At 67.6% G+C, this 12,645-nt stretch carries 10 protein-coding genes; 5 read left to right on the top strand and 5 right to left on the bottom strand.

Annotated features, from left to right (window positions below; all coding sequences use genetic code 11):
* Nucleotides 1-190 precede the first annotated feature (190 nt).
* Together JOF46_RS08165 and JOF46_RS08160 are read right to left on the bottom strand one after the other, a co-directional pair.
* On the bottom strand, nucleotides 191-1,966 hold the full coding sequence (locus tag JOF46_RS08165) for a DEAD/DEAH box helicase (RefSeq protein WP_209906867.1): 1,776 nt from the start codon (nucleotides 1,964-1,966) through the stop codon (nucleotides 191-193).
* A gap of 256 nt (nucleotides 1,967-2,222) precedes the next feature.
* On the bottom strand, nucleotides 2,223-4,325 hold the full coding sequence (locus JOF46_RS08160; protein WP_425355080.1) for an MMPL family transporter: 2,103 nt from the start codon (nucleotides 4,323-4,325) through the stop codon (nucleotides 2,223-2,225).
* A gap of 152 nt (nucleotides 4,326-4,477) precedes the next feature.
* Between JOF46_RS08160 and JOF46_RS08155 the strand changes: the two genes are divergently transcribed.
* From JOF46_RS08155 to JOF46_RS08135, 5 genes are all read left to right on the top strand, one after another.
* Entirely contained in the window at nucleotides 4,478-4,942 is a 465-nt protein-coding gene (locus JOF46_RS08155) for a MarR family winged helix-turn-helix transcriptional regulator (protein ID WP_209906866.1), read from the top strand.
* Nucleotides 4,943-5,120: 178 nt separating this feature from the next.
* Nucleotides 5,121-6,611, top strand: coding sequence for a glycoside hydrolase family 1 protein (locus JOF46_RS08150; RefSeq protein WP_209906865.1), 1,491 nt, complete (start codon nucleotides 5,121-5,123; stop codon nucleotides 6,609-6,611).
* A gap of 80 nt (nucleotides 6,612-6,691) precedes the next feature.
* Nucleotides 6,692-7,312, top strand: coding sequence for a LysE family transporter (locus tag JOF46_RS08145; protein ID WP_209906864.1), 621 nt, complete (start codon nucleotides 6,692-6,694; stop codon nucleotides 7,310-7,312).
* A 114-nt stretch (nucleotides 7,313-7,426) separates the two neighbouring features.
* The gene (locus tag JOF46_RS08140) at nucleotides 7,427-7,936 is read left to right on the top strand and encodes a low molecular weight protein-tyrosine-phosphatase (RefSeq protein WP_209906863.1); all 510 of its coding nucleotides are present in this window, start codon (nucleotides 7,427-7,429) and stop codon (nucleotides 7,934-7,936) included.
* Complete coding sequence (locus JOF46_RS08135; protein ID WP_209906862.1) at nucleotides 7,926-9,968, top strand: chorismate-binding protein; 2,043 nt, start codon at nucleotides 7,926-7,928, stop codon at nucleotides 9,966-9,968. The genes JOF46_RS08140 and JOF46_RS08135 overlap by 11 nt, the downstream gene beginning before the upstream one ends.
* Nucleotides 9,969-10,025: 57 nt before the next feature.
* Here JOF46_RS08135 and JOF46_RS08130 read toward each other — a convergent pair whose 3' ends face one another.
* The 3 genes from JOF46_RS08130 to srmL all read right to left on the bottom strand — a co-directional run bounded on the left by JOF46_RS08130 (nucleotide 10,026) and on the right by srmL (nucleotide 12,442).
* Nucleotides 10,026-10,442, bottom strand: coding sequence for a hypothetical protein (locus tag JOF46_RS08130; RefSeq protein ID WP_209906861.1), 417 nt, complete (start codon nucleotides 10,440-10,442; stop codon nucleotides 10,026-10,028).
* A 360-nt stretch (nucleotides 10,443-10,802) separates the two neighbouring features.
* Nucleotides 10,803-11,189 (bottom strand): VOC family protein, encoded by a 387-nt coding sequence (locus JOF46_RS08125; RefSeq protein WP_245348052.1) that lies wholly within the window; start codon nucleotides 11,187-11,189, stop codon nucleotides 10,803-10,805.
* Nucleotides 11,190-11,323: 134 nt separating this feature from the next.
* Nucleotides 11,324-12,442 (bottom strand): PheS-related mystery ligase SrmL, encoded by a 1,119-nt coding sequence (gene srmL, locus JOF46_RS08120; protein WP_209906860.1) that lies wholly within the window; start codon nucleotides 12,440-12,442, stop codon nucleotides 11,324-11,326.
* Between the last annotated feature and the right edge of the window lie 203 nt (nucleotides 12,443-12,645).

Genomic DNA, 12,645 nt, shown 5'->3' with positions numbered 1-12,645 from the left:
CCGCCCGCTCCGGGCATCCAAAGGATGATCTCCCGGGGCCGGGACCGGACCGGATTCAATCAAAGGGATGATTCCGCAAACCTCGCCGAGCGTTCCTTAAATGCCAGGTGGGCCCGGGATTGCAACGATTGTTGCATTCCCGGGCCCACCTGTTGGATCAGGCTGGCCACCAGCGGTGGCCGGAACGATCCTAGAAGTTGCGGCCGTTCGAGGCCGGAGCCGAGGCGCGGCGCGGACCGCGTCCACGACCTGCACCGGTTGCGGCTTCCACCTTGGAGGCACCCAGTGCCTCGGCGATGGTGTTGCCGCCGCGCGGGCGGGAGCCGGCACCCGACCCTTGGCGCTGGCCCGAGTTGTTGCGTGCCGCTGCCGAACCGCGGTTCGGAACGGGGCTGCGACGTGCTACATCGCGGTCGTCCTGGCGCACGTCGACACGACGGTCGGCGCGGTTGTCGGTGCGACGCTCGCCGCCACGCGAAGCCGAGGCGCCGCGGCTGTCATTGCGGCGTTCTCCACCACGACCGCCGGCAGCGGCGTAGCCGCGGCCTTCGCCACGGTTCTCGGTGCGGTTCTCGGTGCGGCGTTCGCCGCCACGTGCTGCCGGGGCGCTGCCGCCGCGGCTCTCGGTGCGACGCTCACCACGGTTTTCGTCGCGGTTGCGAGGTGCCTCGCCACCGGCGCCCTTGGCGGTGCCGCGTCCGCCGCGGCGACGGCCACGGCCGCCGGCTGCGTCGGAATCGTTCAGGGTGTCCTTGCGGACGCTGGCGGTGCTGCGCAGCTGCGGGGCAACATAGGCAACGGGCTCGGCCCGCTCGCCAACGACGTCGGAAACGACCTGGGCGTTCGGGGTGACCTTGACCATTGGCACCTTGATGCCCGCGGCCTTCAGCAGCGACTTGACGTCGCTCTGCTGGTCCGGGGTGGCGATGGTGACGACGGTTCCGCTGGAACCGGCACGGGCGGTGCGGCCCGAGCGGTGCAGGTATGCCTTGTGCTCTGCCGGCGGGTCGATGTGGACCACGAGCTCGACACCGTCGACGTGCACGCCGCGGGCGGCAACATCGGTGGCCACCAACACGCGGGCATCCCCGGCCGAGAAGGCGGCAAGGTTGCGGTCGCGGGCGTTCTGGCTCAGGTTGCCGTGCAGGTCCACGGTGGGGATGCCGCACTTGGACAGCCAGACGGCCATCTTCTTGGCGTGGTGCTTGGTGCGCATGAACATGATGCGGCGTCCGGAGCCGGAGGCCAGGGTGCGCACCAGTTCCTTCTTGTCGTCGTTGGACACCAGGAACACGTGGTGCTCCATGGTGTTCACCGAAGCCGAAGGCGCATCGACCGAGTGCACGGTCGGGTTCTCGAGGTAGCGCTGGACCAGCTTGTCCACGCCGTTGTCCAGTGTGGCGGAGAAGAGCATGTGCTGGATGCCGCGCGGGGCCTGGTCCAGGATGCGCTTGACGACCGGCAGGAAGCCGAGGTCGGCCATGTGGTCGGCCTCGTCCAGCACGGAGATTTCCACGCGGGAGAGATCGGCGACACGCTGCTTGAGCAGGTCCTCGAGGCGGCCCGGGCAGGCGATGAGGATGTCAACGCCGGCGTTGAGGTCCTTTTCCTGGCGCACCTGCGAGACGCCGCCGAAGACGACGGCAACGCGCAGGTCCACGGCCTTGGCCAGCGGCTCTACGACCTTGGCGATCTGCGTGGCCAGTTCGCGGGTGGGTGCCATGATCAGGGCGCGCGGGAAGCGGGCCTTGCGTGGCTTGGGGTTGGCTGCCAGGCGGGCGACCACCGGAAGGGAGAAGGCAAGGGTCTTGCCCGAGCCGGTCTGGCCGCGGCCGAGCACGTCTCCACCGTTGAGGGTGGTGGGAAGGGTTGCTTCCTGGATGGGGAATGCGCTCTCGATCCCCTGCGACGCGAGGACGTCAGCGAAGGTTGCGGGCACGCCAAGGGAAGTGAATGAAGGACTCACGTGGTACTTTCTCTCAAAGCTTCGCACGACGGTTTCGGCGCGCGTGGTCGCCGAAGAAAGAGAGAGCCAAGATGGCGCTAAGCGCACATTGACCGGCCGCGTTCGCTCCCCTGGAAGGAAGCAAGGCATACGGCGGATCGGGAAATCTAATCTGTCGACGCATAGACCCTCGGACTGCAAGCAGAGTGCTCGCACCTTACCGATCTACAAGTACCCAGCTTATCAGCACCCGGGGCGTCACCGAACGAGAGATCCGTTACCTTGCGCGTCCGAGCTTGCTCGGCCACCAAACTTTCCCGCCGAGATCATGGATCAGGGCCGGCACCAGCAGCGACCTGACCACCAGGGTGTCAAGCAGCACGCCGAAGGCGACGATGAATCCGAGCTGCAGAAGGAACATGATGGGGATGATGCCCAGCGCGGCAAATGTGGCCGCCAGCACCACGCCCGCGGAGGTGATGACGCCACCGGTGACGGCCAGGCCCCGCAGGACGCCCGCACGCGTGCCGTGCTCCAGGGATTCCTCCCTGACCCGGGTCATCAGGAAGATGTTGTAGTCCACGCCCAACGCCACCAGGAACACGAACCCGAAGAGCGGAACGGACGGGTCGGCCCCGACGAAGTTGAAGATGCCGTTGAAGACCCAGGCCGAAACCCCCATCGCCGTCCCGTAGGAAAGCAGGGTGGTCGCCACCAGGAGCACCGGTGCGAGGATCGAGCGCAGCAGCAACATCAGGATGACCAGGATGGCACCCAGCACCAGCGGAATGATCTTGACCAGGTCCGTCTGGGCGGTGGTCGCCGTGTCTCTGAGCGTGGCGGTGGTTCCACCCACCAGCGACCCGGGGTCTTCGTGGTGGAGAAGCCTCCGCAGGTCGAGCAGCGTCGACTTGGCGGCGTCCGAGTCGGCGGCGTCACCAAGCGTGATGGACAGCAGGGATCGTCCCTCGACGACCTGAGGTTCGCCTCCTGCCCGGGCCAGCGCCGGTCCCCCGTCCGCGGCCTGGAGGTAGGCCGAAGCCACCCCGTTGACGTCCTCGACCAGGGGCACCAGGTCGGCTGCCCGTGCTTCATCGACGATGGCGAACAGCGGGCTGCCGGTTCCGCCGGGGAAATGCTCGCCGAGCGCGATCTGCCCGTCCCGGGAGTCGGTCTGGCCCAGGACCAGTTCGCTTTGCGGCACACCGGAGGCCTTGAGCTGCGTCATGCCCAGGGCCCCGGCAGCCAGCACCAGCGCGGTGAGCACCCAAATCGAACGAGGATGGCGTCCAACGAATCCCGCGACGCGACCCCACAATCCCGCGGGAAGCTCCTCGGGCCCAAGCGGGGCCTGCGGTTTCGGCGGGAACGGCCAGTAGGCAGCCCTTCCCAGCAGCGCCAGTGCGGCGGGCAGAAACGTCAGGGCTGCGAAGATGGAGAAGATGATGCCGCTGGCTCCGATGGGCCCCAGCGCCTTGTTGGAGTTCAGGTCCGAGAAGAGCAGGCACAGCAGGCCCGCGGTCACGGTGCCGCCGGAGGCCAGGATGGGCTCCACGGACCGCTTCCATGCGGTGGCCGCGGCCTCCCAGCGGCCTTGCCCTCCGGCGAGCGCCTCCTTGTGCCTGGCGACCAGCAGCAGCGAGTAGTCGGTTGCCGCGCCGATGACAAGGATCGAGAGGATTCCCTGGCTTTGCCCGTCGAGCCGGATCCAGCCCTCCTGGGCCATGAAGTACACGGCCAGGATGGCCGCGCAGAGAGCTGCGACCGAGGTGAACAGCACGGTGACCGGCAACAGGACGGAGCGATAGACCAGCAGCAGGATCAGGAAGACGGCACCGAGTGCCACGCCCAGCAGCACACCGTCGATGCCGCCGAAGGCCTCGACCAGATCGGCGCTGAAACCGGCGGGGCCGGTGACGTAGGCGCGGGTCCCCTCGGGGATCCGATCGGCGAGTTCCGCCCGCAGGGAGTCGACGGCTTCGTCGACTTCCACGTTGCCGTCCAGCGGGACGAGCAGCTGCGCGGCAAGTCCGTCTTCGGAGGCGAAGGGCCCGACGATGTCGCCGTCAAGGCCCTTCAGGTCCTTGAGCGATGCCACCACGTCCTTGATTGCCGCTTGGTCAAGGACCGATTCTCCGGCGATCACCACGACCGCCGGAATGGCGTCAGAGGTACGGAATTTCGCCTGCCATTCCAGGGCCCGGGTCGCCTCGGCGGTGGCAGGCAGGAAGGCTGCCTGGTCATTGGTTTGAACGTCGCCGAGTTTCCCGAAGGTGGGTCCGCCGACCCCTGCCACCCCCAGCCAGATGGCCACCAACGCCACGGCCAGCACCGCGCGGAAGACGGCCTTGCCCGTGCCCGGCCGGTGCTTATTTCCCAGCCTGCCGGTGCCCGCCCCGGCGTCCAATATCTGATTGCCCACGATCCAACCCCTCGTTGTGCGGGCGACCTTGGGCCCGCATTCCGCTATGCCTCCATCAAAGAGTATTTCCATCATGGAACTATTTCAAGCCGCGGCATAGAATGGTCACCATGGATCCCGCCGCCGCCTTCGAACTCGTCCTGCTGCTTCAGCAGTTCGGGCAGGCATCGGACCGCTACGTCGAATCCACCGGCACCCGGCACAAGACCCACCGCACGGACATGAATGCGCTGGCCGTCATCATGCGGTTCGAACGCGCGGGGACCCCGCCGACCCCGGGGGAGCTCTCGCGGACCTTGCAACTCAGTTCACCGGCCACCAGCGCGATGCTGGACCGTCTCGAGCGCATCGGCCACATCGAGCGCCTGCGCGTCGACAAGGACCGCCGTGTGGTCCGCATCAAGCTCACCCCCAAGGCGCAGGCCGACGGGCGCGCCATGTTCGCACCCCTGGCGGCGAGCATGATGGAGGTCATTTCCACCTACACCGATCAGGAAGTGAAGCTGGTGTCCCGCTTCATGGCCGACGCAACGGCCGGCGTGGACAAGGCCAGGCACGACGCGGAACACACGTAGCCGCCACCGCTGGCCTGGCCTCTTCCCGGCGGGCGCGCCACGGACCGGGCCCCTTCGAAGGGCTCCTGCCCCGGCCTTCCCGGCCGGACCTGGCCCGCAGCGGGGATTCGCACTAGGCTCGTGGCAACCGTCGGCCGAACGCTGGTGCGTTCATGATCGTTGAGGACCAGTCCCCGCCATGACCGAACTACCCACCACGGGCACGCCCAATCCCCTTGCCGCCGGATTCGATTCCACGAGCACCCTGGAATTTCCCCCCGGATTCCACTTCGGGTCGGCAACCGCCGCCTTCCAGATCGAGGGCGCAAGCCACGAGGACGGCCGGGAGGATTCCATCTGGGATGCGTTTTGCCGGGTCGACGGCGCGGTGTTTTCCGGCCACGACGGATCGGTTGCCGCCGACCACTACCACCGGATGCCGCAGGACGTGGCGCTGATGGCCGAGCTGGGCCTGGACACCTACCGTTTCTCCACCTCCTGGGCGCGCATCAAGCCCGGTGACAGGGAGCTGAATCCCAAGGGCCTGGATTTCTACTCACGGCTGGTCGACGAGCTGCTGGAAAACGGGATCTCCCCGTGGCTCACCCTCTACCACTGGGACTTGCCGCAGGCCCTGGGCGAACGCGGCGGCTGGGCCAACCGCGACACCGCCTACCGCTTTGCCGACTACGCCCTGGAGGTGTTCGAACACCTCAAGGACCGGGTCGTGGATTGGACCACGCTGAACGAACCGTGGTGCTCGTCCTTCCTCTCCCATGCCGGCGGCGAGCATGCTCCCGGGCACACGGATCCAGCCGAGGCGGTGGCCGCGGCGCACCACCTGCTGCTGGGCCACGGGCTGGCCACCGAAGCGATGCGGGAGTCCGCGGGCAGGGAGCACCGGCTGGGCATCACGCTGAATTTCACCGTCGCCGACCCCGCAGACCCGGCAAACCCCGGGGACGTGGATGCAGCCCGGCGCATCGACGGCTCCTTCAACAGGGTCTTCCTGGACCCCATCTTCCGCGGCCAGTACCCCGAAGACGTGCTTGGGGACATGGCCGAGGCCGGCTTGGCAGGACATATCAGGGACAACGACCTGGAAACCATTGCCGCACCCATCGACGTGCTGGGCGTGAACTACTACAACGGGGTGCTGGTTGCCGCTGGCCAGGACCCGCAGGGCTCCGAGCAGTCGCTGGTGTTCGCCTCCGGGCGCGGGCTCCCGCGCCGGAGCCCAGCGGTGGGCAGCGAGCGGGTGCAAAACATCGACCGGCCACTGCCGCGCACCGCCATGGGCTGGGAGGTCCAACCCGAGGGGCTCGAACGGTTGCTGCTGCGCCTGCAGGATCAATACACCGGGCCTGCCGGGATCCCCATGGTCATCACCGAGAACGGCGCCGCCTACGACGACGAACCCGATGAGAGCGGGTTCGTCGATGACAGTGCCGGGCGGCTGGCGTTCATCGATGCGCACCTGCGGGCCGTGCACCGGGCCATGGAACGCGGGGCCGAGGTGCGCGGGTACCTGGTGTGGTCGCTGCTGGACAACTTCGAGTGGGCCTTCGGCTACGACAAGCGCTTCGGGATCGTGCGGGTCGACTACGACACCCAGGCCCGCATCCCCAAGGCCTCGGCCCGCTGGTATGCGCAGGTCGCCTCCTCGCACCGGGTGCCGGCCTGGGAGTAGCGTTCGCCGGCCGTCCCACCTGCCGGACTCCCGGGCCGGGCGGGTACGGGAGCGGGCCCGTGCTCCCCTAAACTTGTCCGGTGACTCTTTCCCTTTGGCTCTCGCTGCTAGGCGCTTCCACGTTGATCAGCTTCACCCCCGGCGCCGGGGCCATCAACACCATGACCAATTCGCTGAACTCCGGCTTCCGCCGCTCCATGTGGGGCATCCTGGGCCAGCAGGCAGCCCTGCTCATCCATGTGATCGTGGTGGCCGCCGGCGTGGGGCTGCTGGTGTCCCGTTCCCCGCTGTTTTTCACCGGCATCCGCTACGCCGGCGCCGCCTACCTGGTGTACCTGGGCGTGCGGCTGATCCTGGCCAAGCCGCAGGGAAGCGAGGAAATCGACCTGCGCGGGCGCGAATCTTCCCTTTCGATGTTCCGCCGCGGGCTGTGGGTCAACCTGCTCAACCCCAAGGCCATCGTGTTCTTCCTGGCCTTCACCCCGCAGTTCATCCGCCTCGATGCCCCGGCACTGCCCCAGTACCTGGTCTTCATCGGCACCATCGTGGCCGTGGACATCGTGGTGATGTGGCTTTTCTTCGCCGCCTCGGCCAAGAGCTTCAGCCGCTTCACCGCCACCGAGCGCGGGCAAAAGATCCTGAACCTGACCTTCGGCACCCTGTTCATTTTCGTCGCCGCCCTGCTGGTCTTCATCCACTGACCCCTCGCAGCGCACCCCGGTCGGCAGGCACGGGGAAGGGCACAATCCGATAACCATCGGGCGGAAGCGTGTTTGGGCCTGTCACTAGGTGCGTAAGGGCCATAGACTAAAACCATGTTTCGGATAATGACAGTGTGCACGGGCAACATCTGCCGCTCCCCCATGGCCGAGTACATGCTTCGCACGGCACTCAACGATGCCGGGATCACCGACGTCTCGGTGGAGTCCGCCGGCACCCGCGACGGCGAGGCCGGCCACGGCATCGACCCGCGGGCCGCGGCCGTCCTGCAGTCCCACGGCATCGATGCCGGGGAACACGTCGCCCGCGTCCTTGACCCCGATTCGTTGCCCGGGATGGACCTGCTGCTGGCCATGGACCAGGACCACTACGCGGCGCTGGCGAAGCTGCTGCCCGCCGATGCCTCGGCCCCGCGACCTGAACTGCGCATGATGCGCTCCTTCGACACCGCCCTGTCCGCGACCCCGCTCGAGGACCAGGGCATCTACGATCCATGGTTCGGCGACTCGGCGGATTTCCGCCTGTGCTGGCAAATGGTCAACGCCGCCATCCCGGGAGTGCTCGACTACGTGCGCGCCCACATCATGCCCCAACGTGGCAACTAGCCCCGTCCTGGTCCTTGGCATCGACGGCCGCTCCGGCGCCGGGAAGAGCACCCTTGCCGCGGAACTGGCCACCGTCCTGCGCCGCCACCGCGAGGTCTCCGTCTTCCACCTCGAGGACATCTACCCCGGATGGGACGGCTTGGCCGCCGGCACCGCAGCCTACGTCGAGCAGGTCCTGACCCCGCTGGCCCAGGGCCGCGCCGCCGGCTGGGACACCTGGGATTGGGGCTCGGGCGCCCCCGGCACCCGGACAGCGCTGGATCCGGCCCCGGTCATCATCATCGAGGGTGTCGGGGCCGGCTGTGCAGCAGCCCGCCCGCTGCTCGATGCCCTCCTCTGGGTCCAGGTGCCCGACGACATGCGCAAGACCCGTGCCCTGGAACGCGACGGGGAGGTCTTCGCCGCGCACTGGGACGCATGGGCCGCCCAGGAGGACGCCTACCTGGCCGCCGATTCGGTGCAGGACCACGCCGATGTCACCGTGGAGAACCGGGCCGACGGCAGTGCCCCGGGGCACGTGTTGCGGGCGCTGCGGGCATTGCCGGCCTGCCACCGCGTGCTCGCGCCCGAGCGCGCCGAGTCCGCCGCGCTGGAACCGGTCCACCTGGCCCTGGATGCCGCACCGGATGCCGCCGCGCTCTTCGCCGCGCTCTATTCCGGGGCCGAACATGCCGTGCTGCTCGAATCAAGCAACCTCGGCTTCATGGACCCGCGCCAACGCAACCGCTATTCCATCATGGCCGCGGCCAACACCGATGAGTGCGCCATCTACGAACAACGCGGCGGGGTCGGGATCCTCACCGAGGGAACCGCCACCGCACGGCTCGCCGGCGGCTTCTTCGATTGGCTCTCCCGCGTCTGGGAAGCCGGAAGCTTCCAGCCGGACCAGACCGGCCTGCCCTTCCTTCCCGGCTGGCTCGGTTACCTGGGCTACGAGCTCAAGCGGGAGACCGGCGGCAGCGACAACGTGGCTGCGGCACAGGTTCCCGGCGGGCCGGCCGACGCGGCCCTGGTCAGGCCCTCCCAGGTCGTGGTCGTTGACCACCACACCTCCACCGTGCACCTGCTGGCCACCAGCGACGCGGCCGGATTCCATGCCCGGGTCAGCAAGGTGCTGCCCGCAGCCGTGGAGGCACCGGCGGTTCCCGCGGCCCTGGAGCCGGCACCCGGGTTCACGGTGCGCGACGAGCGCGACGGCTACCTGGCCAAGGTCCGTGCGGCCCAGGAGCAGATCCGCCAGGGCAACAGCTACGAGGTCTGCCTGACCACCGCGTTGGCCGCCCCGGGTGTACCGTGCGACCCGTGGGAAAACTACCTGCGACTACGCGCGGCCAATCCCGCGCCCTTCGCCCACTACCTGCGCTTCGGGAACATGGCGGCGGCCAGCACCTCCCCCGAGCGGTTCATGTCCATCGGCGCCAACGGCTGGATGCGGGCCGAGCCCATCAAGGGCACCCGGCCGCGCGGTCAAACACCGGAAGCCGACCAACGGCTTCACCGGGACCTGGCATCCTCGCCCAAGGACCGTGCCGAGAACATCATGATCGTGGATTTGCTGCGCAACGACCTCTCGCACTTCGCGGTGCCCGGAACCTTGTCGGTGCCGCGGCTCTGTGCCATTGAAAGCTATGCCACGGTGCACCAGATGGTCTCCACCATCGATGCGAAGCTGCGCCCGGGCGCCCCGCGCGCCGAGGCCATCGCCGCGGCGTTCCCCGCCGGTTCGATGACCGGGGCGCCAAAGGTCTCCACCATGGCGATCCTTGATTCCCTGGAGGACGGGGCGGCCCGCGGCCTGTATTCCGGGGCCGTCGGATATTTCTCCGCCACCGGATCCGCGGACCTGTCGGTGGTGATCCGCACCCTGGTGATGAGCCGGACGCCCGGGGCCGGCCCCGGGTCCTGGGACCTGTCCCTGGGCGTGGGCGGGGCAATCACCGCGGATTCCTCCCCCGAGGAGGAATGGGACGAGGTCCGCACCAAGGCCTTCGGCGTGCTCTCGGCCCTGGGCACCATCTTCCCGGGCAGCTAGCAGGCATGCCGGCCCGCGGTTGTTGCGCTGCGGCGGGCCGGCGGCAGCCCATGGGGGCTATGCCTGGCTGACGGCCTTCTTCAGCAGCTGAACCAATTGCTTCTTGTCGTCGGCGGTCAGCTTGGTCACGGCGTAGGAGCTTGGCCAGAAATTGCCGTCGTCGAGGTTCGCGTCCGGCTGGAACCCGATCGTCGCATAGCGCACCTTGAACTTGGCGGCGCTCTGGAAGAACACCACCACCTTGCCCTCCGCGTTGGTGTAGGCGGGCATGCCGTACCAGGTCTTCGCCCCCAGGGACGTGTGCTTCTTGACCAGCTCGTGCAGGGTCTCGGCCAGCTCCTTGTCCGTGCCGGTCATCTCCCTGATGGCGGCAAGGCATGCCGCTTCCAGGTCGGCCGCGGCCTTTGAGGCCTTGGCCTCGGCTGCGGCAGCCCGCATCGCTGCCTTTTCCTCTTTGCTGAAGGTCGTGCTCATGGCTGGTTCCTCTCGATCGTCTGCGTTACGCCATTTACTCTAGGTGGATCCAACGGCGTGCGCTTCTTGAATCCTGCTGGCTTGGCCGTCCTGCATTGGATGCGGCCGGCGAGTCCACCGAGTGATCTCCGCCCCCGGACCGCCTGCTTCGAGTCGCCACACCCCCGATGTTGGCCGTTCGTTGCAGCCGGTGCAAACGCGGGCCATCCCGACATGCTGGTCCTGGTTCAATCGCAGTGCAGCGCCCACGCCCTTTCTTGCCAGCGCACTTGAATCAATTCACCGGTTCCGTTCCCAACCTGGGATTCGCAGATTGGCGGGCATTTTGGAAGCCGGTGTCCGCATCGTCGGTGGATGAGGCTAGGTGTCGCTGTGTTGGGCGATGTTGAGCACCGTCCCGTCGGGTGCCCGGACGAAAAACCGGCGGATGCCCCAGGGCTCCGTGGTCAGGGGGTGGACAACCTCGTAGCCACGGCGGATGGCCTCGGCGTAGGCTCCGTCGACGTCGTCGACCTTGACCGTGAGCCTTGGGTTCTCGGGTGCCGTCGCGTCCCGCGAGACCAGCTGGAGGTGCTCCCCGGATCCGGGCACCACGAAACGGGTGACCCAGTCCAGTCCCATGTCCTGCCCGTCCAGCCCCAGGTAGTCGGAATAGAAGGCTTTCGCCGCCTCGATGTCTTCCACGGTGAGGTCGATCGTTATTCGGATGACGTTCATGCGCTTCTCCAGTTCTCGAGGTCTTTCCATCATGCAACCTGGTCGGTCGGGCGTCCATCACTCGGGTCGCGGTCGCTCCGGCAACGCCCGTGGCCATCCGGCTTGCCGAACCTTGCCGGGGGCGCGGCCGGCTTGGTGTTGCGGCTGCCCGCGCCCGCGCAGGGTCAACCGGCGATGAGTTCCATGACCGGGCCCTGGTGCAGCGCCCTGTAGATGTCGTCGCGAATGAGGTTGGCTTCCGGCGCCGTCAGTGTTCGCTCGATGGGCCGCAACACCAGGCGGATCAGGGCGTTGGCCTGTCCTGGCTCGATCCGCAGCCGGTCCCGTGCCGCGGCGGGCAGCTCCGTGAAGGGAGTCAGGTCCAGGAGCTCGACGGATTCGAGGTCGTCCATGCGCGTTCCCAGGGCTTGGCGGACTTCGTCCCCCAGGATCTCGTCGTCGAATGCTTCGGGCACGACGATCGAGATGTCCCTGCGCGTGGCAGGAAGCAGGGAGACGTGCTGCCACGGCTCCAGGTCGAGCATCTGGGATGCGATGCGTTCGTTTCCGGCGCGCAGGAGGCGGATGTCGGGGATTCCCTTGCGCAGCATCAGGGCGCGGTCCAGGCCCATGCCCAGGGCCAGTCCCGACCACTGCTCCGGGTCGAGTCCCGCATCGGCGAAGAGCCCGGGCGCCATCATGCCGCACTCGGCCAGTTCCAGCCAGCCGTTCCCCACCAGCACGTCCACCTGCATCCCGTGTCTCGTGTATGGATGCACGGCCGGAACCGTTCGCCATTGGGCGCCGGGCAGGACGGCATCGACAAGCTCGGCCACCATGGATTCCAGGTCGCGCGGCGCCAGCGTGGGGGTGGATGCGATCCGCCAGAGATCAACCTGGTGGGGTGCACCGACGTGCGTCCGGTCAATGGCGTCCCGGCGGTAGACCAGCCCCGGCATCACCACCAGCTCATCCATGTATTTGTTTGGCGACAGGTTCCTGAGCAGGGCCGGGACGGAGGCCGAGGTGTGGCTTCGAAGCATCACCGTGGGACTCGCGTAGCGCGAATACCGTTGGTCGCGGGTCACCGTCGATGCGGAGAAGCCGAGCTTGTCGTAGTTGTCGGCCACCGAGACCAGCGGGCTGTTTCGCAGCGTTCGTGCATCAACGCCCCACGATCGGGTGAGGGCTTTTTCCACGTGGCCCAGCAGCTCTTGCATGGCGTGGGGCCCGTGTTCGGGATCGGAGAGGTCGCGCAATGTCAGCGCCTCATGGAGTTCGTTCGGGGAGAGATACTTAGTCATCAGGGGTCCTCGGATGGGAATGGATCGGTGGGCAATCCCCCGATCCGCTCCACCGCCAGGACCTAGGCGCGCGCCAAGAAGCCCTCGCGACCGGTAAACGGTCGGGGGCCGATAAATCGCTGTGGGCTACGCATGTTCCCAAGGATAGCAGGGTGCCTCTGTCGATCCGGGAAACGTGGGGGTCCCTGAACAGACGCCCGCAG

The sequence above is a fragment of the Paeniglutamicibacter psychrophenolicus genome (assembly GCF_017876575.1).
Taxonomy (GTDB): Bacteria; Actinomycetota; Actinomycetes; order Actinomycetales; family Micrococcaceae; genus Paeniglutamicibacter; species Paeniglutamicibacter psychrophenolicus.
Note: the sequence above shows the minus strand (reverse complement) of the source record. Positions and strands in the feature narration are given on the sequence as shown.